The sequence below is a fragment of the Heliomicrobium undosum genome (assembly GCF_009877425.1).
Taxonomy (GTDB): Bacteria; Bacillota; Desulfitobacteriia; order Heliobacteriales; family Heliobacteriaceae; genus Heliomicrobium; species Heliomicrobium undosum.
Map to the genome: position 1 here is coordinate 1 of NZ_WXEY01000009.1, position 26,048 is coordinate 26,048.

Below are 26,048 nucleotides of genomic sequence, written 5' to 3' on the forward strand. Positions count from 1 at the left end.
GAAGACAACCGCGATGACCTCGACGGTTGTCTTCCTTCGTTTTCCTCGTAGTATTTTACTCGCTACCCATGAACCAGTTCACGGTGACTAACGTTTTTTGCTGTAATTCCGTCTACGTAATAGATGGAACGAAAGTCTGTGCTTTTTACATAAAGTGATAGCAGACGCCGCGTTCGCGACGTTCATCAAAGTGCCGCTGGAACAAACGGTTACTACTTGATGATAAAAAATCAGCGGTCTTTTTGTAAGCTTCCGGTGTATCCGCTTTCTACACAGAAAGCCTGCCAACCAATGCATATGGGGTCTTGACTTTGTGGGGCTCTGCCAATCAAGCGTGATTGAAAGGAAGCAGATGATTTTGAAAGGAAAACAAACAAATGACGTTATTTTTCTCTTTTTGTTGATCTGTATTTTCGGAATACTTGGTCAAGGATGGTGGCTTGGGAACGGTTTTCTTGAAAAGAACATGAATACGGATACATCCCGATTTGAAAAAACAAATGCTGACAAAGCTCCCTTTGTGATTGTAGCTATGGGGGATTCGCTGACAAAAGGAACGGGAGATTCTTCGGGCAAAGGATATGTCGGTTATCTGGTGGACCGCATACAAGAGAGCGCGAATCGAAGGGTCGCCCTCTCGAACATCGCGGTGAACGGAGAAAAGTCGGGCCAGTTGCTTGGAAAGCTAAAACACCCGTCAGTGCGTAAACAGGTGGAGGCGGCCGATGTCATCGTCATGACGATCGGAGCCAATGACCTTTTAACCGGAGAAACCATAAAAAATATAAATTTTGCTCAACTCCAAAAGAATAAGGCCGAATACGTAAGAAACCTCAGGGCTATTCTTTCTCATATTCGTTCCCAAAATACAAAAGCGAACATTTTTTATCTAGGCTTGTACAATCCCTTCAGCAACGTAGAAAATGCGGCCTTAACCTCATCGGTGATACAAAACTGGAATGCAACCAGCGCCAGGGTCTGTGCAGGTTTCCCAAAAACCGCCTTTGTTCCCACCTTTGACTTGTTTTCAGCGATGGTTAAAAACTACCTGTCGAATGACATGTTTCATCCAAATGCCCGGGGATACCGATTGATGGCCGAACGGTTGGCGCAATACATTTTGTAGATAACGATTCCTAGAGAAATACATACGCTTTTAATCATATGGGTTAGTTATGGATGCAAGCCGCTCACTGGGGGCGTTGAAAATGAGATATGTTATGGTCACCAATACTCGATTGATTCTTTTTGTTATTGCCAGATCTCGAAGAGAATTCCATCGCCTGATGAGGACAGGATGCTATACAATCACCACAAGCGAAACAATCGGGTGATAATTTTTTGCCTTCTAGCATAGGACCTGCGTGACCTGACGGACAAACGTTTGTACAGACTTTGCAGTTCGTGCATTTTTCAGGGTTAGGATGTATACGCATCCAGGCAAAACGCTCGAATAACCATGCGAGCGTGCCAAATGGGCAAGCTAAGGTGCACCATGGACGATAGATAAACAGCGATAGGAATAATACGATTAAGATAGAACCGAGAAGAATCGGTGTCCACTTGGCAGGAGCAAACACAGAAAAGGGATCAATGGAACCTATTAAATTGGTTGCCCATCCCACAGCGGCCACCGCGCTAATCATGAATACAGCGAATCGTATACCAAGAGCAAGGTTAAAGGGAATCTTTATTCCGGCTCCTATTTTTTTACCGAATCCGATCTGTTGACGAAACCGAAACAAGGTCTCTTGCAGCCCGCCAAGTTGACAACCCCATCCGCAGATAAAACGGACAGCAATGAGGCTTAAGATAAGGAATATAACGAATGCGATGAGCCGTGGAGGAAATATCGCCCCAGTCTGTCCGTACAAGACAAACGCGTCGTTGACCGTGCCCATGGGGTTGGGGTCGCTGCCCAAAACAACACCAAAAATAAGAGCAGCGAGAATATTTGCAGAAATACGGATGAATCGCCACTTCGTTTTTAAACGAGTAGCACGTTGCAACAGATAACCGGATCCAATTAAGGCGATCATCCAAAGGGCAAACTTTGTGGCGATTAGTTTCCAGTCTTTGCTTTTTTCAGTGGTGGTCAACCCGATTTCTTTTTTAATGAGGTCAGTAGTCCTTTGAGGATCGAGACCCAGTTGAGCGAGAGTAGCGGCTTCGTCCACGGGCTCCTGAATTTGTAACACTTGAAATAGTTTTTCCCGATCCAGGTGACTTTGCTGCTCTAACTCAATAATTGTAGTTTGCTCAGTGACATGAATTTCAGGTACGCCCACCTCGGCCAACGCCGGTGAAGAGTTTAACATAAGATTCAGAAATAGAAAGACTACAGGGATTAGGCGTAGAATCCTCGTACGACGGTAAAGGAAAGATTGCATGCTGGCTCCCTCCGTTTCCTTTGCATCATACGTTAAGAATACAATAGCTATGTCACATCTTCTTGTCACTATTGTTACAATTTGGTCACAAATGAACAGATTCAAGATGAGCCCAACCTAGCCGCCATGATTGCATCATGATTCAGATGATATATTTCCTCGTCAAGTCCATTCTGCATGAATGTTTTCGATGTTTTTGCTGTAACGCGAAGAATCAATCGGCCGATTCGTTTCATCGAAGTATTTCCCGGTCACTGACGCTGCTTCCGGGGAAGTCGCTAAGTAGGTGTACGTCCTGGCCATCTCTTCCGGGGAGATGGAAAACCTGCTTTTGATCGAATACATGAATTTCATCGTCTTTGACAAGTTGGGATACCTTCGGATGTCGATTTTCACGTTGGTGACCCGGACGCAGTTCACGGTGATGGGCGTATCTTTCAATTGATCGGCGAGCCAATAGGTCCTGGGCCAGCTTCGACTGATAATAGGCCTTTTCGACACTGAAATTTCCTTTTTTGAATTCAGGGTCATCGAAGTGAATTCAGGTCTGTCAGCAGAACCGGACCGATGTGGTTTGTGGCCCATACGGTTTCGATGTTCTCTTCCGAAAACACCGGTCTTTTCCTGCTGATATCAAAGTCAGCGGCGTTATGAATGAGCACATCCAGCCGATCGTATGTCGATTTGAATGTTGCGACGGCCGCCTTGATCGAGCGTTGAGAGCTCATGTCGACAACCAACAGGTCAACGTCGTGGCTATTGCTTCCCTCGCGGATCTCACGTAATGCCGCCAAGCCTCGTTCTTCGTGTCGGCAACCGATCAAAACGTGCATCCCGATTTTGGCCAGTTGAATGGCTGCTGCTTGATTAAGCGGCATGACCATTAATTGATTAGTTAAATTATTTATGTTCCATTGTGATCGTTCGTCAAAAGTTATACAATGATGGTAAGGTAGTTTTTGGCGGGAGTAGGGGAGATGTTTTGAACGAAAATTACAGAAGTAAGATTCAATCAGGTTAACCTCCATGGCGCCGTGAAAGCATTGGTCTCTGTAACGATTGACGATTCCTTTGCGGTTCACGAGATTAAAGTGATCGAAGGAAAAAATGGATTGTTTATCGCGATGCCGAGTCAGGTCTTGCCCGATGGAACGTATCAGGACATCGTCCACCCGCTTACCCAGGAAACTCGTGATTATATTTCAAACATTCTGCTCGAAGCGTTCAATTCGATGGTAGAAGAAATGAATACGATGAAACGAACGTAGTTGACCCCGGCTCGTAAGGCTGGGGTTTTTTTATTACAGCTTTCAACCTTATACATGTTTAAGGTTTTTGTTGTGCTAGTTCCAAACATGTGATAAGCTGTGAATGACATAATCCTAAGCTGCTTTGCCGCAAAGGTTAAGCACCCCTGCCCTTTAGAACTTGTTTCTAGGGGCATTTCTTTTTTTGGAACAGCTCCAGACATCAAAAAGCCTCGGGGTTTGATGATGCTTTTGAACATACATGGAAAATTGATTCGAATACCAGGTATATCGATAACCAATGGTTTTTCGATCTGAGTATCACAAGTATCGGAGATTGCCTATTTCATTATTTCTAACTCCTACGAGTAGATAGCCCTATGAAAAAACCCAGTCCAAGCCCCACAAAGATCGGCCTAATTTCAGGAGTTGCATGGAAGAACAAGTTCAGAATCAAATAAACCGTATTAATGCCTACCATCGCGAAAAAGCCTACCGCAAATCTTTTTCTTTCTTGCACATATGGATGGGCCTTGCGACTTAACCAGAATGCAAGGGCAGACGAAAAAATCGATAAAGCAAATTGGACGGGTAGGGACACAGCAATCACCTCATTGAAATGTTCTTCATCGTCCCATTCATTCGTCACAACTGTCTTGCAAACCCTGCATCAATAAAAAAATAAGAATTAACGCTTTAGGAGGTTATTGAATATTTACATCGAATGATCGTTCTATAAAAAAGCAGGAGGGTGCTTATGTCGAATCATACGATCAGCCCTAGCGTCTACCAGCAAACCGAAGAAGGATACATCACAGCAGTGGACGGCATTTCTCGAAAGACGCTCGTTTACGGCGAAAAAACGCTGCTGGCGGAATTCCGCCTACAAAAAGGCAACCCCCTCCCTCGACACAAGCACCCCCATGAACAGACTGGCTATCTGGTATCGGGAAAGCTCATTCTCATCATCGATCAGGAGGAGTTCCCGCTATCTCCCGGAGACAGTTGGTGTATCCCCGGGAATGTGGAGCATGCGGCCATTGTTCTCGAAGATTCCGTCGCCATTGAGGTGTTTTCCCCGGTAAGGGAAGACTACAAGTAAATACCGCTGTTCTTGTAAGACCTCCCAACAGGTGAATTCTTGCTGAACTCGTAAGGTTTTGACGACAAGTCCATGGTGTTTCAAGAGCTCGCCCTTTGGCAATTGACAAGGGGCAATGAACGAAATATCATTGTCTTGACAACTAAAGTCTGTGAGGGGGTACTGGCTTGGATTTTAGGCTGGACGAGTCGATCGGCTATTTATTGAATAGGACGAGCATAAGACTGAAAAATAAACTGCTCCGAAGTTTTAAGCCCTATAATATGACCCCTGAGCAATGGGCCGTTTTGAAGGGATTGAGTGAAAAAGAAGGAATTTCGCCGAAGGAAATCGCGGAACTCACTTCTAAGGATCAACCCAGCACAGTTCGAATCCTGGAAAAGTTAGAGAAAAAAGGCTTTATTACTCGCCGGGTCAATCGGGAGGATACCAGGAGTTATCTATTGTTCATTACCGCCGCAGGTCGAGAGCTAGTGGAAGAGTTGATTCCCCTGGCTAAAGAAGTGCTTGATACGGCGCTGCAGGGGATTGAGAAAGAGAAAATCGACGAATTCAAGAAGATGCTAAACGTCATATATCGTAACGTAGACGGATAGTTTTTTTTGACCAATTAATTGTCGTGACAATTAATTATGGACTGGAGTCGCATGAAGAAGAATGGGAAAGGAGCGGATCTTTGTGACCCTCGGGAGTAAAGGCAAAGGCTGGCTAAAGATTTTTCACATCCTTTTCAGTTGCGGTTGGCTGGGAGGCGCAGTGGCGATGGCGATGCTGGACTTTATTCGCGGTGACATCGTTGTCAGCGGCGATGCCCTCTATGCCGTGAATGCCAGCATGAAAATCATCGACGATTATATTGTGATTCCATCTGCCATTGGGTGCTTGGTTACCGGGTTGTTTTTCTCATGGCTAACCAATTGGGGGTTCACCAAGTTCTACTGGGTGATTGTAAAATGGGTGCTCACCGTTGTTGCCATTCTCTTCGGAACCTTTTTTATCGGTCCCTGGCTAAACGAACTGGTAGAAATTTCACGAATTGAACGTATTTTGGCGCTTCAAAACGCTGTTTATCTATCCCATTTCCAGTCCCATGCGCTTTCCAGCCTGGTCCAAATCGCTTCTATGATCTTTATGATCGTTATCTCTGTGTTGAAGCCTTGGGGCAAGCGAGGCTAAAGAAAAAAGTTGGCCAATTTGCATCAGACAAAAGCGACCTCTCCGCAGCAGGAGAGGTCGCTTTTATACTTTAGGCAGGTTATGGATTCGAGATTTTTCATACTTATGTTACAATTATTGCATAGACGAATGAAAGAAGGGTCCCTATGGACAAGCGCCGCATGAATAGTACGCAATCCATCGCCATGTTTTTTATTGCTGTGATTTTTGGCGCCCTTTATTTATTATCTGTCTACGAACAAAATCAACGAAACCAGCAGGTTTTCCTGGATGTCCGCTTAGAGAATTTTCGACATGAGGTGGAAGCGTCATTAAATGGTTACAGGGTAGCCACCAAAATCTTAGAACAAGAGGTTTTGGATAAAGAAGAAATCACCCGGTTGCTTGCTCAGGCGAATCAGAGCGCCCCTGAAGAACGTGCGGTGTATCGAAACCTGTTATTGAACAGAATGACGGGTCTATATGCGGAGTTGGAAAGGTTCCGCTTTCGGCAGCTTCATTTTCACTTGAAGGATGGCGCCAGTTTTCTTCGCATGCACAGGCCGGAACAATTTGGCGACAACCTCTTTGCGGTGCGGGATACCGTGCGCATGGCCAATACGGAGTTGCGTGAAAGCATCGGATTCGAGGAAGGAAAGATATTTAACGGCTATCGTTTTGTCTATCCGCTGTTTTATCAAGGAGAGCATGTAGGCTCTGTCGAGGTTAGCATCTCTTTTGGTTCCATTAGCGAAGTGTTAAATCAATTGTTTGGCAGCTACAGCACCTTTATCATCAAGGAGAATACCGTTAGGGAAACAGTTTTTGCCAATGAACAAGATAATTACATCGATTCAGATATCCACAAAGACTATGTCTATGACAAACAAATCCAAGAGATGCGCCTTTATAACAAGAGCAATATGTCAGTACAAGAAATTCAAGCGATCAACCATGCTATCAGCAAGGATGTCAGCGTTAAGATTGACAGCGGTGAAAGCTTTGCTCTTAAAGCGAAGGTCAATGGTCAGTTTTATGTGATTTTGTTTTTACAGATCAAAAATATAAAAGGCGATCCTATCGCGTATCTGACGAGTTATGAGAAAAACACAACCCTTAGCGCCTTGCAAGGCAATTTTGAACGAAGCGTATTGTTTACGATCATCTTATTGTTTGCCCTGGCCCTGTTTTTAAAGGCCCGATTCGATGCAGAAAAATCGAACCAAGCAAAAAGTGATTTTTTGGCGACCATGAGTCATGAGATTCGAACCCCGATGAATGCGGTGATCGCCATGAATGAATTGCTTTTTGATACCCCTTTAAATAGAGAGCAGCGGAAATATGCCAGCACTATTCGTAATTCTGCTCGTTTATTGCTCGCCATCATCGATGATATTTTGGATTTTTCCAAGTTAGAATCGGGTCGTTATGAACTGGAACAAATTCCCATCGACTTGCATGAGATGATTGGAAGTACTATAGAAATGATGGAGGTTCAAGCAGCGCAAAAAGGCTTAACGCTGAAATGTCAGATTGATCCGGCTCTGCCGGATCAGATCCTGGGTGATCCATCACGATTGCGTCAAATCATGATAAACTTGCTCTCCAACGCCGTCAAGTTTACCAACCAGGGAAGCGTGACCGTGCAAGTCAACAAAAAAGCAGCGCCTGACGGTCATGAGGTAATTCTTTTTGCTGTCACAGACACGGGCATTGGCATGTCTTCTGAGGTTCAGGAAAAGCTCTTTTCACCCTTTACCCAAGCCGACGCCACCATCACGCGCCGGTACGGAGGAACCGGATTGGGCTTGGCTATCAGTCAAAGGCTTGTGCAATTGATGGGCGGAACCATCGGGGTAGAGAGTAAAGTCGGAGAAGGCTCTACTTTTTGGGTGGAATTGCCCTTGCAGCAGATGAATGCGGGACATGAGAGTGAAGTTACAGGCACAGGAAATGCTGAAAAGGCGCTCACGCGAAGAAACATGGGAACGGCAGATGCGCCAGGAGAAGAGATTGATCCCGAAAAGTTACATATTTTATTGGTCGAAGATAATCCTGTGAATTATGAAGTGGCTCGTTTGCATTTAGAAAAGCTGGGGCTGACATCAGTGCAGTGGGCGCAAAATGGCCTGGAAGCGATAGAGATGAAGGCGCAGCAAGATTTTGCTTTGATCCTGATGGATTGTCAGATGCCCGAACTGGATGGCTATGAAGCAACCCGGCGAATTCGTTTGGAGGAAAAACATACCCATTCGACGCCGATTATCGCGATGACGGCCAATGCATTATGGGAAGACCGGCAGCGTTGTCTCCGTGCCGGCATGAATGACTATATTGCAAAACCCATTGATCGCAAGACGTTGAGAGAAGTCCTCGGTCGTTATCTTGCCTTGCCTGGCAAAGAAACGACAAAAAGGACGATAGAAGAAAGAGGCCTTCTGCCGGGGAATGGAGAGGAACAGCCGGTTGACTTTACGATTCTGGAAAGTTTCGGCTCTCCTGCAGAACGACGGGAAATTTATCAGGTCTTTCTTCATGAGACCAAAGAAGCGATCGGTAATCTGAAACAGTATTTGAAACAGGGTAATTTGAATGAGGTCTTTAAAATTGCGCATAGCATAAAGTCAGCCAGCGCCGGTGTCGGCGCAGTACGGTTAGCGCGATTGCTCAACAGTCTTGAAATGATGGGCCGTAATCCCTCCGAGGAAGATCGCTTTCCCCATTACCAAGAGTTCATTGAAGATATTCAACGTGAATTTGACCGTGTTTCAAGAGCAATCCAACAAGAAGCCCGAATGGCGACTGTGCAAAGAGGAACAACCCTGTCATAAGGCTCACATCCAGTGAGACCAAGGCCACATTGAGGGAGTAATACAAGCAGACAGCGACACCCTAACGTTGGGGAGGTCGCTTTTCCTATTTCGGCCTCAGCCCCCAAGTGTGGACAAGTTGCTTTTCCTAAATGGACTTTTCTGAAAAAATTATTTATTGAACCGTAACGGTGTGTAATGTTTTACACTCAGCGGGATACAAATTAATATTTATACAATGGTAATATTTTCATGCAGAAGGAGAAAGCAAATCAACATCGAAAATATTATAAATTGATGTTTTATTTAAAGAAACAAGCCAATTTTTGACATTCATGAGGAGGCATCATTGTGTTAAATGACCTGAAGATTGGCGTCCGTATCATGATTTTGGTTTCCATACTGCTTCTTGCCATGTCGGCTCTCGGGTTGATTGGTCTATCCGTTTTTCAGGAAACCCATGAACTAAGTAATCGCACGGTGCGATCATCGGAAGAATTGTTGCAGATGGTAGACAGTTCCCGGAAAACGCAAGTCCTCTTTAAGAAACAGGTGCAAGAATGGAAGAACATACTGCTTCGCGGCCATGACCCCACTGCCTTTCAAAAATATATGAGTAACTTTCAAAAGGAGGAAAAGGCGACCAGCGAGGAGTTGCAACGTCTCAAAGCGATGATGACCCGCTACGGTATGGATGTGTCGTCGGTGGACCAGGCGTTAGCCACCCATGGGCAGTTGGGTCTCCGATACGGGGAAGCGCTGCGAGGGTTCAATGGAGGCGACCCGGAGAGCGTGCGAGCCGTCGATAAACAGGTGAACGGCATCGATCGCGCGCCCACCGAAGCGATTGATTCGATAGTTAAGCAGATTGAAAACTTCGCTGCACAAGAGTTTTCACAAATGCAAAGCCAATCGGACGCGGCGTTGGCTCGTTTTCAACAGATTATTCTTACCGCCTTATTGATCAGCCTCATTGTCGGCGGTTCGATCGGCTGGTTCTTTGTCCGGCAAATCACCCGGCCCCTGAGTGTATTGCAAGAGAGAATCGCTGGTATTGCAGAATCGGATGGCGACTTAACGCAGCAGATCGATATTACCAGTCGTGATGAGATTGGCGTGATGGCAAACAAGTTTAACCTGCTGTTGAATAAGACGAGAAACACCATCGCCCAGGCGGCTTCTGACGCGGTTAACCTGAACGAAAAAGCGAGGCAACTCTCTTCCACGACCGACGAGGTGCATCAGACATCCGAACAGATAGCGCTGGCCGTCGACGCCATCGCCCGCGGCAATCAGGATATCGCCAATGAGATCAACCAGATACGGGATTCGCTCCATGCCATCAACGGCAATGCGCAAACAACCGCTGACGGCGTGAAACGGATTGTCAGTGAATTCTCCGACGTCAACCGTACGTTGGATGACGGTCGAGTGGTCATGCAAAAGCAAAAAGGGAAGTGCAAAAGACCATTTGCTTGACCAATGAAGTGACGGAAACGGTGACCCGGTTAAAAGAAAAAACGCAATCCATCAGTCGTATCGCCGGAATCATCCAGAATATCGCTGAACAGACGAATCTTTTAGCCTTGAACGCAGCCATCGAAGCGGCCGGCGCTGGTGAGCAGGGGAGAGGGTTTGCCGTCGTGGCCGAAGAAGTGAGGAAACTTGCCGAGTCCTCCCGCCGATCGGCGCAGGAAGTCATGATACAGATCAAAGAGATGGAACAGGTGGTTGGACAAACGACCGCCGGCATAGATGACGCGAACATGGGCACTCGTAAGCAAGCGCAAGTGGCCGAGCAAACGGAGCAGTCTTTCGAACGGATCTCCGAAAAAGTAACCGTTGTCATGAAGGATACCCAGGACACAGGTCAACGGATGTTGCAGGTGATTCAGCAGGTGGAAGGTCTCTTTGCTTCCATCCATCGGATCGCCTCGGCGGCTAACGACGCTGCTGCGTCAACGGAGGAGGTTACTGCATCGGTCGAGGAGCAGACAGCCCTTTTCGAAAACGTCGCCGTCATCGCGGAGGAATGTAAAGGGTTGGCCGTGGGCTTACAGAATACGGTAAATCGGTTCCGATACTAAGCGACGCGAAAAGACAACCGCCGGTGCCACTGCAGGCTGGTGGAAAAAAGAGCATCGCGAAAGGCATCAAGGGCAGTCGAGAAGGCGGCCCTTTTTGCATGCAATCCAACGATGGAAGGATTTCTTATTTGCTATCTCTGGGCCTTTCCTGTTATGTGCTCAATGTCTATTTTGACCACGCGCGTTTTATCTCCAGATTGCTTAATGTACTTTTTACCATTTTCTACGTAATCCAAGGAATATTTTTTGACGAGCGCCAATAATCCATGCTCTTTTTCGTGATCATGAACGATCTTCGCTCTTCCAAAGACAATAACGCTTTCGTAGTTGGTATCAAATGAGCTTGATAACAGTTCTGTATCGCCGACGACACAAAAAGAAACCTTGCTTTCATTTTGAATATTGTCAAGTTTTTGGCCTGTTAGGGCAGAGTGAAAATATATGCAGCCATTTTCATAAACATAATTTAATGGTACGCCATAAGGATATCCGTCGGCGCTGATCGTTGAAAGAATTCCGATTTGGCCTTTCACAAGGATTTGCGCGCAATCTTCCGATGATATTTGCTTATCGCTTCTACGCATTTCAGTAAACATTTTGCTCATCCCTTCGCTTTAATAACTTACATGATAACATAAAGGCGGAAATAATGAAAAAGCAGGGGGGGGTAAATTCTGAGGGCCGGTTGCTCCGCCTGACTTGTCAGACACAAGTGAAGGCTGTATAGTAATAACATGAAGAGACTTAAATAACATAAACAGAGGGAGATATTATGGAACTCAAATTTGAAGATTATTTAATCAGTACTGATAAGACGCTTTTGCACCATGAGACGATTTATCAGTTCTTGGCATCGTCATATTGGGCGAATAAAAGATCTATTGAAGCGATCAACAAATCAATTGAAACATCGCTTTGTTTCGGCGTTTATCATGGAAACAGGCAAATTGGATTTGCTCGAATCGTTTCAGATTTTGCCACGATGTACTGGTTAGCAGATGTCATGATCGATGAAGAGTACCGTGGCCTAGGTATTGGAAAAAAACTAATAGAAACAATCCTTGCTAGTGAAGAATTGAAAGGTCTAAATGGGATTTTAGGAACACTTGATGCACATAGATTATATGAACAATTTGGATTTGTCAAAAACGCTGATAGATTCATGGTCAGAAGACCTATATAGCAGCAGTATTATTGAGAGCCTGTATCTCAACCGGCTCAAATAACAGTCTAGGTCAAATACCTGGGCTGTTTTGTTATTTACGGGGTTGCCTTGATAAAGGGGTTAGGTATGTTCGCAAAATAATCCTACATTACAGCAATATCCGCTCTGTCGATATATTCTAGATAAGAAGTAAAATGATTGTAATAACTTTTGCGTAAGGGGGCCGGTCTATGGTATTTCAAGAACTCGCCTCTGAAGGTTGTAATGTCGGCTTTATGGTGAACCATTTGACTGTTGAGCAGTTTGACAGATATGCCAGGGTATGGATATGCAAGTGCCATATCACCATGAGAAAAAATATGCCCAAGTCCGCCTTTACAAAGCACTTTTATCAGTTGTGGAGTAAAGCGAAAAGGATCGATGAAAACATCTTTGACCAGTTGCTTTACATCATTCAAGGGGTCGCAGCCGCAGAAAGCTATTCAAATCAAAGCGTTGGGTAAGTCAAAAAAAAGACACAAGTGGACTACGTCCGCCCTGTGTCTTTTTTTATTGGCGGAAATAACGAAAAGCTTGGCGGTAACATCGAGAATGCCCACGCTTTTCGTTCTATTGACGGTTGGACTTGCTGACATCACTGGATGTAATAGACTGGATTCGCCTTTCTTTCCGGCGCGGTCTGATTTTCTTTCATCTTATAGCCGAGTACGATGGCATAGAGCGGCCGATAGTGTTCTGGGATTTCCATTTGACGAATCCACCGCTCGCCTGTTTCCCCCTCGAAAAGATGAATGACCGATTGCGTCCAGCATGAACCGACACCGAGGGATTCGGCAGCCAACAGCATGTTTTGGGTGGCTGCGGCGCAGTCCACATGGGGCAGCATTGCCCTTGTGTCCCCACTGATGAAAACAGCGCATGGCGCATTGTGAAACACATGAAAATCTGGACTTGTTGCAAACCGCTTGAAATGCGGATGTTCAGATTTGGCGAAAAACGCCTTGGCATCCTGATTGATCTTATTCATGATTTGCTTGTTCTGGACGACAGTAAAATGCCAAGGCTGTTGATTCGCGGCGCTTGGCGCATACATCCCTGCTTCAATGATGGCGCCCAGAGCCTCTTCTTGAATAGGGTCTTCTTTAAATGACCGCGTGCTTCTTCGATGCTTAATGACCGATAAGGCGCTGTTCAATGCTGTTCCCTCACAATCAACAATATCTTTCAGGTTAGGGTAGCCATTAAAAAAGGAGATTATGCCGATTGCTCGCTTGGTTCAACGGTTTACCTGTTCCAGTACTTCCTTGAAAAGTGGTCTTTATAAGCTACCGCTATGCCCTTGACAAGGTCATCGCGACAACACATACTGTAAGTAACATATAGATATCATCTACATAAAAGGAGGTAGGGCTTTTGGCTAAAGTAAACTATGGACGTCACTTACCAGCCTTTATTTTGTTGTTTCTGGCCCAAGAACCGGCCTATGGACTCACATTGCTGAAACAACTAGAACAGCGGTTGCCCCATAATAACGCTGACAGCGCTGCCGTATACCGGGCGTTGCAGGAGTTGGAGAAGAGCGAAGCCGTCGAATCCTATTGGGACACGTCAGATCCGGGTCCCGCAAAGAAATGGTATAAAATATCGCCCCAAGGATTCCGTATCTTAGATGACTTCAAAAAGGATATTGAGCAGCGGAAGAGCAATATCGAGTTCTTTTTGAGCGAATACGCCAAATTATTCTCGAAAGAATGAAGGTGGGATATATGACGACAATTGTACTTTATACGATAGCATTGTGCTTGGCAGCCCTTTCATGGCGCAAAGACAAAAGCAAAACCATGGTTGCGTTAAGGAAGGCATGGACCAGCTTTTTGAAACTCCTTCCCGACGTGCTGGTCATCATGCTGCTCGTCGGCATTTCTTTAGCTGTTTTAAAACCGGAAATCATTTCGAGATTTATTGGAGACAGTTCCGGGCTGTATGGGATCATTGTCGCCTTGCTCGTTGGTTCGATCACGATGGTCCCCAGTTTCGTCGCCTTTCCCTTAGCCGCGGCGTTGCTCCAGGGAGGCGCAGGCTATACGCAGGTTGCAGCGTTTGTTTCTACATTGATGGCGGTAGGCATTATCACCCTGCCGGCGGAAGTCAAATATTTTAACAAACCGATCGCCTTGCTGCGAAACGCCTTCGCCTTTATCATTGCTGTTTTGTTTACGATAGTAATCGGGTGGGTGATGTGAGGTGGAAACCATGAAACAATACAGGTGGAGCTTCGCCCTTTTTCTACTTATTGTCCTTTTGTACCTATTTGATCAGCAACTCGGCAGGGACGCTTTTTTCATCACCTATGATAATTTGGAACAGATGCTTGCCTTGGTGCCGCCCATCTTCATCCTAATGGGACTTTTGGACGTATGGATTCCCAAAGAGACATTAATCCGGTATATGGGTCCTGGTTCAAGCTATAGAGGGTTAGCCATTGCCTTCCTACTCGGCACTGCGGCTGCAGGTCCGCTCTATGTGGCATTCCCCCTTGCGATCCTGCTCTTAAAAAAAGGCGCCCGCCTGGCGAATGTGGTGTTCTTTTTGGGCGTTTGGTCGAGCACGAAGCTTCCCATCGTCTTGTTCGAAATCGCTTCCTTCGGTTTGACCTTCACCGTTATCCACATCGGGATCAGCATTCCAGCCTATTTGGCAACAGCCTACCTGATAGAAAAAATGGTCTCCGACACAGAACTTAGAGGTATCATTCAAAAAGCGGAAGTGGCATAGACGCTTATTTCCTTTGGCTAGGCTGCAGCACTGTGGCCATGAGTCTCATTCATGAGGCTCCTTTTTTTTAGAGAGTAGCATGAGAAAGAAGCGTCTCTGCCGACAATTTATATTAATCATTATTTCGATACCTTACATATGGAAATTTAACTAGATTTTTGCATATGCCACTTGAAAAAGGGAATAAATGCTGTAAAATAAATGAGAATACGGGCAGGGGGTATGATATGGCGTGCGTTTCTGGGATAGTCTGATCGTCAAGATCGCGATTTACATCATGCTCGGTAGTGGAATAGTGGCGGCGCCCTTTATCACTTATATCGGCTCAAAGCAAACTGAGGAGATACGGAAGCAAGCGGTCAATAAAGCGAAAACGATGGCCGACATTGTTGCCGTATACCGAAATACGCATCAGCAGTTCAGCGATAAGCTGCATATGCCATCCATTGAAGTACTATTGGCCATGTCTAAAAAGTTTAACGTATTGCCTGAGAATGATGTCACCTTTCATATCACCTCTGCGACAGAACTGTTGATAAACCCTGAAAACAAGCCAACCGAATGGGATGAAAAAGCGATGGGGCAGTTTGTGCAAGCAGCCGACAACAAAGAGCGGGCTGAGCAGCAGGATTTTTTAGAGTTTCAGCGCATGGAGAATCGAGAGGTTCTTCTCTACGCTCGTCCGATCTATACCACTCCCGGCTGTTTGAACTGCCACCCGAAAAACAAAGTGAACGAAATTGCCGGCATTCAGACTGTCTCGGTAGATATGTCGAGATCAAACGCCAAAGCGGCAGCCTTGTACTGGGAGCTGGGGTTTTTAGGGATTATGCTTCCTTTGGCCATTACAGGATTGCTGGCGATCATCTTCCGCTTTCAGTTGCTGCTGCCGATACGCCGGCAGATTCTTACGATGGAACAGGTGGCTTCGGGTGATCTGAGAATCGCCCGAGAGGCCAATCCTTTTTCCGGGGAAGTGGGCCAGTTGGCCCAGGCTTTCCGCGCTATGACATTACGCTTGTCCCAATTGATCGAACAGATTCAAAAACACTCCGTTCAGATCATGGGCACGTCGGATGTGCTTGTCTCTACCAGCAAGCATTCGACCAGAGCAGCTGAAGAGGTCATGAAAAGCGCGCGGGAACTGGCCTGCGGGGCCACGCAGACAGCCAGCCAGGTGGAACAGGGGAGCGGACATGCCCACGATCTGGCCCATATCCTGCGCGAGGTCTCCGACGGCGCGGCAAAAGCGGTTCTATCAGCCAAAACAACCGTCGAAGACGCTGAAAAAGGGCAGGCTGATCTGGAACTTGTCAAGGGGAGCATGGATGCGATCCAGCAGGCCGTGAACAATGCAGCGGAACGGGTGGCTTCATTAAAGACACGCTCGCTGGCGATCGATGAGGTGATTGCCATCATCGTAGGAATCTCCGATCAAACGAACCTTCTCGCCTTGAACGCTGCCATTGAAGCGGCTAGAGCCGGTGAGCATGGCCGGGGCTTTGCTGTTGTCGCCGATGAGGTGAGAAGACTGGCGGAACAAGCAAAAGGGTCTTCCGAGGAGGTTCGGCGCTTAATCGTCGGTATTCGTCAAGAAATTGATATCGTCACCGAGCAGACACAGAACGGTTCACGTGAAGTCGACTCCGGTTATCAGGTTGTTCAAAAGGCCTCTCAATCGTTCAATACGATTGAGGCCAATACGCGCCTGCTGGCGATAGAGATCGAGCGGGTGGCGGAAGCAGCGCGCGAAATCACCGGGAAGGGCGATGAGATCGCTAAAAACTTCATCACCATCGATGAGATTGCGCGCAAGAACTCGGAAGATACACAGGCGACAGCCCTTTCCATCGAACGGCAGTTAGCGCTTATCGAAGAGTTGGCGACGACGGCAGACACATTGAAACAGGTCGCCCACAACTTGGAGGAGACAGCCAGCCAGTTTGTTTTGCCATAATAAAAAGCCACCCTTTGCGGAGTGGCTGGGAGGCAAGTTCGCCGGTTTCGGTTCAACGATTGTTCAGATAGTCTTCTTCGGGATGTTGGCGCTAGGGGCGCCGGTTGCCTTATTGCCAGCGTCTGATTTCGTGACCGTTTTTCCTGTCGTGATCCCGGTGCCGACTGTGGTTGGCGTTTGTGTTGGCTTTCGTTTATCGTCAGACATCCTATCACCTTGTTTCTTCATGATGTTTTTGTTTGCTCTTGGCAGGTCAGGCCATCGCCTGTATATACCTGATAGCCTCCCGGATTCGCGCCAATTCGCCGGAGCGGACCAGATAGGCGTAGTCGCCCATGGCCACCCGGAAGACGGGGTCGATGGCGCCATGGTGGCAGACGAGGTCCCCCAGTTGCCGCAGCACATCGGCATGGGGGTGGACATAAGGTTTGCCCCTTTTCCGGCTGATGAAGGCGCAGTGGTATTTTCGGTCATAGCGGGCGGTAAACCGGTTGTGGACGATCACGTTCGCCCACTGGGCGTAGATATCGATGTCATTAGCATAATTGAACATGTCCAGTGTAAAGCCGCCCGGCGGGCGCATGTTCACTTCCAGGGCGATAATGCGGTCATCGGCGGTCCGGAAAAACTCAAAGTGAAAGAAGCGCTCCCGCACATCGAAGGCGCGCAATGTCCGCAGGCCGGCCGCTTGCAGGTCGGCGGGGATTTCTCTCAGGGAGTAGAAGGAGACGTGGAGATCGTCGTTGACGGCTTCCATGACGCCCTGGTTGTACACATGGGAGGTAAAGAAGACGGGATGACCCTCCCGGTCGGTGAGGCCGTCAAAGGAGCAGATCGTTCCTTGGACGAATTCCTCTAAAAAATAGTCCACTGGCGGTTTATCGGAAAAAAACCGCGCAAGGTCGGTGTCGTCATTCAAGCGGAATGTTTTTGCCGCGCCGACGCCAGTGTCCGGTTTCACCACCACCGGGTAGCCGACCTCGTCGATCAATCTTTTTGCCGATTCCAGCGTCGGGATGAGACCGCCGCGGGCGACAGGGATGCCGGCAGATTGGAAGACTTTTTTCATCTCCGACTTGCGTTTGATCCGGGCGATATCCTTGTAATGGATGCCGAAAACGTTGAAGTCAGTGCGCAGGCGCGCCTCTGAAGCCAGCCAGTGTTCGTTCAGCGATTCGATGCGGTCGATCTTGCCATAACGATGGGTGAAATAGCCGCATGCCCGCAGGAGTTGGTCGTAATCCTCCATGTTATGGGCCTGATGATAGTCTGTGAGGGCAAAACGCAGTTCCGGTCGCAGTCGTTCATAGGACTCGTCGGCCACAGCCAGCACCGTCACGCCCAACTCCTTCAGCCGGATGCAGAAGCGGTAGTAGTTCGGAGGGAAATGGGGCGACAGAAAGACGATGTTCAAGCCAACAACCTCCAATCACCAGTGATCATTCCCTCCAGCGGCGTCGGATAGTACGCTCGTTGTAAAATAGCACCGCCGGGAGCGCTGTTCACAGGCCGCCCGGCGGTTTGAGTCAGTTAACCGATATCATTTCTCCGGCCTCGCGAAGATCATAACCGCCGAGGCGCTCTACCTCCAGGCGAAACTCTTCTGACTTGAGGATATCGATGATCTCTGGCAGACAATCATCGTCTGGCGCAAAGTTCAACAGCAGATCATATTGTTCCTTCGCGACAGGGATGAAATCCAACCCGAGCGCCTGCGCGGCTGCCTGTACGCCGAGGCCGGCGTCGGCTGTGCCGGCGGCGACGGAGGCCGCCACCGCCATGTGGGTGCCCACCTCTTTGTCGTAGCCGGTGATCACACTAACGGAAATTCCCGCTTTACCGAGCTCATAATCAAGCAGCATCCGCGTTCCCGAACCGCGCTGCCGGTTGACGTAGGTGAGTTCCGGTCGAGCGAGGTCGCTTAACCGGGTGATGCCTTTCGGGTTGCCAGGCAGGACAAGCAGGCCCTGCTCGCGCATGGCCAGATGGATCAGACATCCCTGCAAGCCAGGCAGATACTTTTTGACGAAGGGAACGTTGTAACAGCCCGACTGCTCGTCCAGCAGGTGGATGCCGGCCATGTGCGCCTCATTGTTGCGGATGGCCATGATTCCGCCCATGCTGCCCACGTTGGCGCAGGAGAGGGCGACATTTTCCATCCGGCGCCGCAGGAACAGGCCGAGCAGTTCCAGGGCGAGATCATGGCTGCCGACAGACAATATGGTGCGCGCCGGCCGGCGCTTGCGCAGCAGTGTCACCGGCATCGAAAGGCCGGCAGGGAGGCCAGTGCTGCCCCGCTCGATGCGAATGACGCCTTGCGCCTTTGTTAGCGACGAGATCATCCCGGCACCCCGGTTCAGGGGCGCGGCGATCCGCTTGCCTTGAACATCGCCGATGGAGACGCGGATGTATTCCTCCATGCCGATTGTCGATGCGACTGCCTTGGACAAAGCGGCCTCGACCTGAGGCGTCTCGTAAGGGGGGAGTTTATGCCTGGCCAGGAGGATGTCCCGGACGAACAGTTCCGCCGTCAACATGGCGGAAACGGGGTAGCCAGGTAATCCGATCACCGGCTTGCCTTGACAAACGGCCAGAACCACCGGCTTGCCCGGCTTGATGGCGACGCCGTGGACGAGCACTTCGCCGATGGCGGACAGGACAGCAGCGGTATAGTCTTCCCGGCCGGCCGACGTGCCTGCATTGATGATCACCATATCGCTTTCAGCCAAGCTTTCTATGAGGGTTTCCTCGATGGCCTGCCGGTTGTCTCTGACAATAGACTTCCGGGCCGGCTGGCCACCCCATTCGGTCACCGCCGCCGCGAGCATGTGGGAATTCACATCAAGGATGGCGCCGGGTTGCAGTTCCTCCCGGGTCGCAACAATCTCGTCGCCTGTCGGAATCACGGCAACCTTCGGTCTTTTGACCACTTCCACCGTGTCCAACCCGGCGGCCAGCAACGCGGCAATGTCCACTGGCGCGATGACATGGTGTTCCGCGATGACCAGTTCCCCGGCCACGATGTCCTCGCCGATGATCCGGACATGCTGCCAGGGTGCGGCGGCAGCGATGATCTCCGCTGTCCCTTCAGAGATGTGGACGTCTTCGATCATGATCACCGCGTTGGTTCCGGCGGGCATCGCATCGCCCGTATCAACAGCATAGCAGCCCCCAGGCGTGAAGGGACTGCCGGGCGGCAGCAGGGTCAACCCTTTCGGCGCCGTCTCCTGGGCGCCGTAGGTGTCAGAGGCATAGACGGCGATACCGTCCATGGCGGAGCCGTTGTAATGCGGCACCGATTGCTTCGCATAGACCGTACCGGCTGTCACGCGTCCGAGTGATGCCGTTACCGGCAAGTGTTCAACAGGGGGGCGTTCAAAATAGCCGATTTCTTTCAGTGTATTACGCCACAGCGCCTGCGCCTCGTCCCGCTGCAGGCAATTCAGGTAGGCTTTATTGCTGCCCATGCTTGCGCACCATCCCTCTTTAATCGGCGTCATAGAGAAGGAGCACCTCAACGGCTTCCCCTTCGTATACACCGCTCTTGTCGGCCGGGATGTGCATGATGCCATCCGATTCGGCCATCAACCGGATCAGGCCCGACTTTCCGAAGATCGGCGCCGCCTTGTTGTTTGCCCCTTCTTTAATAAGCCGGACGCCGATGAAATCGTCGCGACCCGGAGAGGAGGCCACATTGCGGTTGAGGCGGGCTGTAACGCGCGTGCGCTGGAAGGTGTTTTTTTGGCCGGAGAGCAGGCGCACAGCCGGCTTGACCAACTGATCGCTCACCGTCATCGCGGCGACAGGATGGCCCGGCAACCCGAAGATGGGTGTCCCTTCGACCATCCCGAAGATGGTCGGTTTTCCCGGTTTGATGGCGATCCCGTGAAACAAGACACCGGGGGCGCCGAGGCCGTCGATGGCCTTGACAGTGAAATCTCGTGCCCCTACGGAACTGCCGCCGGAGATGACGACCATGTGATGGGTGACCGCTGCCTCGGCAAGCGCCCTGTAGAACTGTTCGAAACTGTCTCGGACGATACCCATGCGCGTCACTTGGCAACCCCATCCGGTGAAGAGGGCGCCTAAAGCGTAAGAATTGACATCCCGGATTTGACCGGCTTTGACGGGAACATCGATATCGACCAGTTCATCACCGGTGGAAATGATGGCGACTTTCACAGGTTGGCGCACCGGCACGTAGGTGACGCCACTGGCGGCGAGAACGCCGATGTGGGCCGGCGTAATTTTTTGTCCCCGGCGGAGAATGATCGAACCGTAGGCAATGTCTTCCCCTTTGACGACGACATTTTCACCGGGCGCGATCATTTTGGAGATTAAAAGTGAATGGGGATCAGGCTGCTCGGCATACTCCAGCATCACCACCGCGTCGGCCCCCGCCGGCAGCATGCCGCCCGTCGGGATCGTCGCCGCTTGGCCAGGGCGCAGTTCGATATCCGTGGGTTGCCCCATGAGCACCTCGCCGACGATAGTGAACAGTGATGGCGCGGCTTCGCTGGCGCCAAAGGTGTCGGCGCTGCGCACGGCAAAACCGTCGACCGTGGATCGGCTGAAAGGGGGGAGGTTCTCTATGGCCGCTATATCCGTTGCTGCCACCCTTCCCAAGGCATCGACAAGAGATACTTGCTCAAAAGCCACAATGGCGCCGGTCAGTTCTTTGGCGATTATCTCTTGGGCCTCGCGAAGGGGGATGCACTGGAAAAAGTCCATGGTGAATTCCTCTTTTCTGCGTAGGGTTGCATCAACTGGTCTTATGTGGGCTTATACAACGAAAGATCATGATTTATTTCGAGAAATGCCGTGCAATCCCCTGCTTGGCTTTGCCGTATACCCTGGGTAAGCGTTACTTGGTCCGTTTCCGTGTTATAATTTTGAAGATGAGAGGAGTGAAATCGGTGGACGCTTCCAAGAAAAAGGTGCAAACGAAGTTTGACGACACCGCTGGGCGGTATGACAGTCAACGGAAACAGTTGATCCCCTGTTTTGACGATTTCTATGGTATCGCTGTTTCGATTGCGGAGACGGAAAAGGAATCTCCGAAGATCCTCGATATCGGCGCAGGAACGGGGTTGCTGGCATCGTTCTTTATGGACAAGTACCCGAACGCCCAGTTCACGCTGATCGATATATCGGAGAAAATGCTGGATGTGGCGAAAGAGCGGTTCTGCGATAATCCCAATGTGACCTATCTGGTCGGCGACTATGCGAAATACCCCTTTTCGGAGAAGTTCGACCTCGTCATTTCGTCTCTGTCGATTCATCATCTGACCGACCCGGAGAAGGTTGCTTTGTACCGGACGATCTATGAACTCCTGAACGAAAAGGGGATATTCGTCAACGCCGACCAGGTGCTGGGAAGCACTCCCTACCTCGATAACATGTATGTGGACGACTGGAAGCGGAAAGTGGAAGCCAGCGGGTTGAGTCCCGAAGCCATCAAGGCGGCCTATGAGAGACTGAGTTTGGATATCTTTGCGCCTTTGCAGGCTCAGTTGAATTGGTTGAGGCAGGCGGGCTTTGTCGATGGCGATTGTGTATATAAATATTTTAACTTTGTCGTCCTCTTCGGCAGGAAAGATAGTACTGCGGCTTGACATGAAAAAAGCCCGCCTGTAGCGCAGCAGGCGGGCTTTTTTCATGTCTTTCGTGAAGCGGCATGATCTTGATCTTTAAGCCCCGTAACCGTATCCGAAACCGAAACCGGTGCCCAGAATGGCGATGATGATGATCAGGATGGCCAGGGCGACGATGCTATTCCCGAAGTAATAGCCAGTTCCGCAACCGCAAGCGTTGCCCATAAAAGGACCCCCTTTCGTCAAAATTGTGCAAAGGCGGGGTTAGTCGCGAACGTAGCCGAAGCCCACAATACTGGGATAGAAAGCGCCAATGATGATCAGGGCGATGACAAGACCGGCCACGACCCCAAAACCGGAACCGAAGAATCCGCCGTAAGCAGCACCCATACGGAAAGACCTCCTTTCATGGTATCTACCAACAGGTTATGGCAAACTATGGAATTGGTTACTCGCCGAGACGAGACTTTTAGCCGGAAGGGGGGGCGTTGCCGCCGGCGTAAAGTCATTTATTCATGGCGAATAGAGGAATAAAAGGGGGAGAAATAGAAACATTTTTTGCTAGTTTATTTCGATTCGGAATGAGGAACGCCCCATGATTCCGATAAGCTTTGGAAAAGAAGGTGATGACACTGCGACTTCGACTCCCCATTGTGTTGACTGTAGAGCCACCGATGTGGTCGTCCAAACGATTCGTTTCTGCTCTATCAACGGTAGGACTCTTTATCACGCTCTTTCTCCCTGCGGATGCCTTCGCCTCGGCTGCTGACGATGTCGCCGCGCGGTTGGATGCTGGCCCCCGAAGGAGCCTTGAACAGTTGCGCCAAATCGTGCCGGAGATCAAATCAATGCCCTTACAGAAGGATGATGTGGAAGATCAACTGGGGCTCATTACCATCCATGGCGCTGCGGAAGCCTCCGATCTGTACATAACCTTCAGCCTTGATCAATGGACGGGGAAGATTCATTTCTATCAGCGCGCTTACAGCAAAGAGCCAAACAAGCAAGGCAAATCACAGCCCATGTCACGGCGTGAGATAAGGGAAAAGTGTGTTGCCTATGCGACAAGCCTCTTGGGAGGGGATTGGGCGCAGTATCGCGGTGATGGTCCGCTTATGTTTCGTCAAGTTGATGATGCTGCTTCGTATACCCTGAATTTGCCGCGCGATTTGAACGGCGGCGGGATGATAGACGATGGATGCGTGGTTTCCGTCGACGAGCAGGGAACGCTCATCTCTTTTTTCCGTCCCAAGGAAACGCCGCGTGACCCGGGGGATTATTATCCTTCCACGGTGAACTGGATCGCAAAGGACCAAGCCGTTGCCCGATTACGACGTGAATCTCCGATGCGATTGATGTATGTGGAACGGTTGCCGGTGACCGTGGATGAGCAAGGAAATACCATCTCGTCCCGCCCGGCTTTGATCTATGCGCCAACCCGGATTGACCCGATCGACGGGGAGACAGGCTTATTTACGTATGATCCGTTCCTGGATCGGTGGGGGGTTTTTCCCAAATGGTTTGCTACGCCGATGCATGTCGGTTACTGGACGACCATCATGCCGCCTGCGGAAACATTGGTTCAAGTAAAAGGAGGAGGGGCGCCGTCTGTTGTGGCTAACCTGGATGAGTCGGCGGCCTGGATCTCCCAATACATGGGTGTCGATATGACGGGAAAGTCGCTCGATAAGGATCGCAGCAGATGGTTCATGTACGCCTCCGTCGAGGAACGAAGGGAGGAACGATATTCGTCCTGGTCAGTGGAAAATATCATCAATATCCGCATTTCCAAGGATACCGGCAGGATTACGTATTTTTCATATAAGGAAAATGGCTATCAACGCCAAGAACCGGAAGCGGATATCGGTCCCGAGGCCGCTCAAGCTACGGCGATCGCTTTTATCCAACAGTTTCTTCCCCCTGGCGACCATGCCATGCTCATAAAAGCTCACCCCGTGGCCAATCAAATGCCTGAACCCGACGATATTCCTGAGTGGGTGAATCGGAGAGATATGACCGGTTGGATCCAGAGCGACCCGCCGTCATACGTGTTCCAATTTATCCGGCTCTACCAGGGGATACCGGTGAAAGAGCAGTACTTCCAGGTGTCCCTCGATGGGCGAGACGGACGGATAACCCGCTTTGAAATGCCGAAATCAATGTCGATCGATACAGCCCTTCCCGATAGCGATCAGGCGATTGCGCCGGAGAAGGCGATGGATGTTCTATTGGCCGATGTGCCTTTCAGCAGAACCTACTACTATCCAGTATATAGAAACATATTTACCAAGTACACCTACCGTCCGGTGTACAGGTTAAGCAGTGTCGGAATGGACACCTTTTGGGAGGGGCCTTTGTACGTCGATGCCTTCACCGGGAATTTGGTGAGTTTTCCCAAGGTCCTGAAGGATGGGAAATGAACGAAGCCCTGTTCTCTCTGTCAGAGAACAGGGCTTTATCATCATCAGTTCAATGGAGGATTTCGGCGACGCTACAGCAGCGCCCGCAACATCGCCTCCAACTCGGCCTGGGTCGCCCGGCGGGGATTGGTGAGACCGCAGACATCCTGCTGGGCGTTTGCCGCCAGGGTGGGGATATGCCGCTCTTCGAACCCCTTTAATTCGCTGAGACGCGTCGGCAGTTTCAATTCGCGCTGCAGCCGTTGGATGGCGCCGATGGCGGCGAGGCCGGCCTCCATCGGGGGGAGCATTGTGGTCGCGGCGCCCATCGCCTCGGCGATGCGGGCGAATTTGGCCGGCGCCGACGGCAGGTTGTAGGCGCAGACTGCCGGTAGCAGGAGGGCGTTGCAGAGACCGTGGGGCAGGTTGTAGAAACCGCCCAGTTGATGGGCCAGGGCATGGACATAGCCGAGACTGGCGTTGTTGAAGGAGATGCCGGCCAGGTATTCGGCGTAGGTCATCATCACCCGCGCCTCCAGATCGTTCCCGTTATAGAAGGCCCGCGGCAGGTATCCGGCGACCAGTTCGATCGCCTTTAAGGCCTTGCAGTCTGTCACCGGTGTGGCCTGTGTGGACACATACGCTTCAATCGCATGGGTCAGCGCGTCCATCCCGGTGGCCGCCGTCAGTCCCGGCGGCATCCCGGTCATCAGGGCGGCGTCGTTGACGGCGATCAGGGGCGTCACATGCCAATCGTCGATGGCCATCTTCACATGGCGTTGCTCGTCCGTGATGACGCAGAAGCGGGTCACCTCGCTGCCCGTGCCAGCGGTCGTATTGACGGCGACGAGCGGGGCGGCCGGGTGCTTCGACTTGTTTGAGCCCACATAATCGGTGATCCGGCCTCCGTTTGTAGCGAGTAGGGCCACGGCCTTGGCGCAGTCATGGGGAGAGCCGCCACCGAAGGAAACGAGGAAATCGCAGCCATTGTCCCGGTACGATTGCAAACCTTGCTCCACATTTTCGACAGTAGGGTTCGGCTTGACGTCAGTATAAAGGACGTGGAGGATGTTCAGATTGTCCAGAACGCTGGTCAGCTTTTTCACCAACCCCGTGTCCGCCAGCACCCGATCGCTGATGATCAAGGCCTTGCGCACGCGCATGGGCCGGATGTACTCGGCGATCTCATCCAGGCAGTCGACGCCGACGATGCTGACCGGCGGCATGAAATAGCGGTATACCTGTTTATTCATTGTCCGTCTTCCTTTCCGCCGCTCGGCATCGTAATTTGTAATAATCTTCACATTCTTTGCGGAGAGGCGATTTCCCTGTCAAAGGAGAGAGGTTGGCAAGAAAGAGCGGCAAAG

Annotated in this window: 27 protein-coding genes; 17 read left to right on the forward strand and 10 right to left on the reverse strand. The window is 50.1% G+C overall.

Going from position 1 to position 26,048, the window contains the following annotated elements; all coding sequences use genetic code 11:
- Positions 1 to 358: 358 nt before the first annotated feature.
- Entirely contained in the window at positions 359 to 1,126 is a 768-nt protein-coding gene (locus GTO91_RS09795) for a GDSL-type esterase/lipase family protein (RefSeq protein ID WP_161258481.1), read from the forward strand.
- Positions 1,127 to 1,190: 64 nt separating this feature from the next.
- Here the strand turns inward: GTO91_RS09795 and GTO91_RS09800 are convergent, their stop codons facing one another.
- A complete protein-coding gene (locus GTO91_RS09800; protein WP_161258484.1) occupies positions 1,191 to 2,390 on the reverse strand; it encodes a 4Fe-4S binding protein in 1,200 nt (399 codons plus the stop codon).
- 286 nt (positions 2,391 to 2,676) lie between these two features.
- Here GTO91_RS09800 and GTO91_RS09805 point away from each other — a divergent pair, with 286 nt between their 5' ends.
- A complete protein-coding gene (locus GTO91_RS09805; protein ID WP_161258487.1) occupies positions 2,677 to 2,835 on the forward strand; it encodes a hypothetical protein in 159 nt (52 codons plus the stop codon).
- 82 nt (positions 2,836 to 2,917) lie between these two features.
- On the opposite strand, the gene GTO91_RS18130 is transcribed toward GTO91_RS09805, so the two are convergent.
- Positions 2,918 to 3,418, reverse strand: coding sequence for an SDR family NAD(P)-dependent oxidoreductase (locus GTO91_RS18130; RefSeq protein ID WP_328793768.1), 501 nt, complete (start codon positions 3,416 to 3,418; stop codon positions 2,918 to 2,920).
- 6 nt (positions 3,419 to 3,424) lie between these two features.
- Between GTO91_RS18130 and GTO91_RS09815 the strand changes: the two genes are divergently transcribed.
- The 7 genes from GTO91_RS09815 (at position 3,425) to GTO91_RS09845 (ending at position 10,791) form a co-directional block, all read left to right on the forward strand.
- Entirely contained in the window at positions 3,425 to 3,658 is a 234-nt protein-coding gene (locus GTO91_RS09815) for a SpoVG family protein (RefSeq protein ID WP_328793769.1), read from the forward strand.
- Between the two features lie 736 nt (positions 3,659 to 4,394).
- Positions 4,395 to 4,739 carry a cupin domain-containing protein gene (locus GTO91_RS09820; protein WP_161258493.1) on the forward strand — a complete coding sequence of 115 codons (345 nt, stop codon included), beginning with the start codon at positions 4,395 to 4,397 and terminating at the stop codon, positions 4,737 to 4,739.
- Positions 4,740 to 4,906: 167 nt separating this feature from the next.
- Positions 4,907 to 5,335 (forward strand): MarR family winged helix-turn-helix transcriptional regulator, encoded by a 429-nt coding sequence (locus tag GTO91_RS09825; RefSeq protein ID WP_161258495.1) that lies wholly within the window; start codon positions 4,907 to 4,909, stop codon positions 5,333 to 5,335.
- A 166-nt stretch (positions 5,336 to 5,501) separates the two neighbouring features.
- Complete coding sequence (locus tag GTO91_RS09830) at positions 5,502 to 5,915, forward strand: hypothetical protein (protein ID WP_235919477.1); 414 nt, start codon at positions 5,502 to 5,504, stop codon at positions 5,913 to 5,915.
- Positions 5,916 to 6,061: 146 nt separating this feature from the next.
- Positions 6,062 to 8,725 carry a hybrid sensor histidine kinase/response regulator gene (locus tag GTO91_RS09835; protein WP_161258501.1) on the forward strand — a complete coding sequence of 888 codons (2,664 nt, stop codon included), beginning with the start codon at positions 6,062 to 6,064 and terminating at the stop codon, positions 8,723 to 8,725.
- A gap of 330 nt (positions 8,726 to 9,055) precedes the next feature.
- A complete protein-coding gene (locus GTO91_RS18645) occupies positions 9,056 to 10,183 on the forward strand; it encodes a HAMP domain-containing protein (protein WP_161258505.1) in 1,128 nt (375 codons plus the stop codon).
- A gap of 8 nt (positions 10,184 to 10,191) precedes the next feature.
- Positions 10,192 to 10,791 carry a methyl-accepting chemotaxis protein gene (locus tag GTO91_RS09845; protein ID WP_407929522.1) on the forward strand — a complete coding sequence of 200 codons (600 nt, stop codon included), beginning with the start codon at positions 10,192 to 10,194 and terminating at the stop codon, positions 10,789 to 10,791.
- 131 nt (positions 10,792 to 10,922) lie between these two features.
- Here GTO91_RS09845 and GTO91_RS09850 read toward each other — a convergent pair whose 3' ends face one another.
- The gene (locus tag GTO91_RS09850) at positions 10,923 to 11,387 is read right to left on the reverse strand and encodes a pyridoxamine 5'-phosphate oxidase family protein (RefSeq protein ID WP_161258512.1); all 465 of its coding nucleotides are present in this window, start codon (positions 11,385 to 11,387) and stop codon (positions 10,923 to 10,925) included.
- A 176-nt stretch (positions 11,388 to 11,563) separates the two neighbouring features.
- Between GTO91_RS09850 and GTO91_RS09855 the strand changes: the two genes are divergently transcribed.
- Entirely contained in the window at positions 11,564 to 11,974 is a 411-nt protein-coding gene (locus tag GTO91_RS09855) for a GNAT family N-acetyltransferase (protein WP_161258515.1), read from the forward strand.
- A gap of 212 nt (positions 11,975 to 12,186) precedes the next feature.
- Entirely contained in the window at positions 12,187 to 12,459 is a 273-nt protein-coding gene (locus tag GTO91_RS09860) for a hypothetical protein (RefSeq protein WP_161258518.1), read from the forward strand.
- Between the two features lie 131 nt (positions 12,460 to 12,590).
- Here GTO91_RS09860 and GTO91_RS09865 read toward each other — a convergent pair whose 3' ends face one another.
- Positions 12,591 to 13,151, reverse strand: coding sequence for a nitroreductase family protein (locus GTO91_RS09865; protein ID WP_161258521.1), 561 nt, complete (start codon positions 13,149 to 13,151; stop codon positions 12,591 to 12,593).
- A gap of 218 nt (positions 13,152 to 13,369) precedes the next feature.
- On the opposite strand from GTO91_RS09865, the gene GTO91_RS09870 reads away from it, so the two are divergent.
- The 4 genes from GTO91_RS09870 (at position 13,370) to GTO91_RS09885 (ending at position 16,688) form a co-directional block, all read left to right on the forward strand.
- Positions 13,370 to 13,711: a PadR family transcriptional regulator gene (locus GTO91_RS09870; protein WP_161258524.1), complete on the forward strand. Its 342-nt coding sequence runs from the start codon at positions 13,370 to 13,372 to the stop codon at positions 13,709 to 13,711.
- Between the two features lie 11 nt (positions 13,712 to 13,722).
- Entirely contained in the window at positions 13,723 to 14,199 is a 477-nt protein-coding gene (locus tag GTO91_RS09875; protein ID WP_161258527.1) for a permease, read from the forward strand.
- 10 nt (positions 14,200 to 14,209) lie between these two features.
- Positions 14,210 to 14,731: a permease gene (locus tag GTO91_RS09880; RefSeq protein ID WP_170294190.1), complete on the forward strand. Its 522-nt coding sequence runs from the start codon at positions 14,210 to 14,212 to the stop codon at positions 14,729 to 14,731.
- 232 nt (positions 14,732 to 14,963) lie between these two features.
- Positions 14,964 to 16,688, forward strand: coding sequence for a methyl-accepting chemotaxis protein (locus tag GTO91_RS09885; protein ID WP_161258533.1), 1,725 nt, complete (start codon positions 14,964 to 14,966; stop codon positions 16,686 to 16,688).
- Between the two features lie 253 nt (positions 16,689 to 16,941).
- On the opposite strand, the gene GTO91_RS09890 is transcribed toward GTO91_RS09885, so the two are convergent.
- From GTO91_RS09890 to GTO91_RS09900, 3 genes are all read right to left on the reverse strand, one after another.
- Positions 16,942 to 18,102 (reverse strand): ATP-grasp domain-containing protein, encoded by a 1,161-nt coding sequence (locus GTO91_RS09890; protein ID WP_161258536.1) that lies wholly within the window; start codon positions 18,100 to 18,102, stop codon positions 16,942 to 16,944.
- 112 nt (positions 18,103 to 18,214) lie between these two features.
- On the reverse strand, positions 18,215 to 20,155 hold the full coding sequence (locus GTO91_RS09895; protein WP_161258538.1) for a molybdopterin biosynthesis protein: 1,941 nt from the start codon (positions 20,153 to 20,155) through the stop codon (positions 18,215 to 18,217).
- Between the two features lie 19 nt (positions 20,156 to 20,174).
- Positions 20,175 to 21,419 carry a molybdopterin molybdotransferase MoeA gene (locus GTO91_RS09900; protein ID WP_161258541.1) on the reverse strand — a complete coding sequence of 415 codons (1,245 nt, stop codon included), beginning with the start codon at positions 21,417 to 21,419 and terminating at the stop codon, positions 20,175 to 20,177.
- A gap of 185 nt (positions 21,420 to 21,604) precedes the next feature.
- Here GTO91_RS09900 and GTO91_RS09905 point away from each other — a divergent pair, with 185 nt between their 5' ends.
- Positions 21,605 to 22,303: a class I SAM-dependent methyltransferase gene (locus tag GTO91_RS09905; RefSeq protein ID WP_328793770.1), complete on the forward strand. Its 699-nt coding sequence runs from the start codon at positions 21,605 to 21,607 to the stop codon at positions 22,301 to 22,303.
- A gap of 75 nt (positions 22,304 to 22,378) precedes the next feature.
- On the opposite strand, the gene GTO91_RS18415 is transcribed toward GTO91_RS09905, so the two are convergent.
- Positions 22,379 to 22,507 carry a hypothetical protein gene (locus GTO91_RS18415; protein ID WP_268894847.1) on the reverse strand — a complete coding sequence of 43 codons (129 nt, stop codon included), beginning with the start codon at positions 22,505 to 22,507 and terminating at the stop codon, positions 22,379 to 22,381.
- Positions 22,508 to 22,546: 39 nt separating this feature from the next.
- Positions 22,547 to 22,672, reverse strand: a complete 126-nt coding sequence (locus GTO91_RS18420; protein WP_268894848.1) for a hypothetical protein — start codon at positions 22,670 to 22,672, stop codon at positions 22,547 to 22,549.
- 221 nt (positions 22,673 to 22,893) lie between these two features.
- Here GTO91_RS18420 and GTO91_RS09910 point away from each other — a divergent pair, with 221 nt between their 5' ends.
- Positions 22,894 to 24,702, forward strand: a complete 1,809-nt coding sequence (locus GTO91_RS09910) for a YcdB/YcdC domain-containing protein (protein ID WP_161258544.1) — start codon at positions 22,894 to 22,896, stop codon at positions 24,700 to 24,702.
- Between the two features lie 71 nt (positions 24,703 to 24,773).
- On the opposite strand, the gene GTO91_RS09915 is transcribed toward GTO91_RS09910, so the two are convergent.
- Complete coding sequence (locus tag GTO91_RS09915) at positions 24,774 to 25,934, reverse strand: iron-containing alcohol dehydrogenase (RefSeq protein WP_161258547.1); 1,161 nt, start codon at positions 25,932 to 25,934, stop codon at positions 24,774 to 24,776.
- Positions 25,935 to 26,048 lie beyond the last annotated feature (114 nt).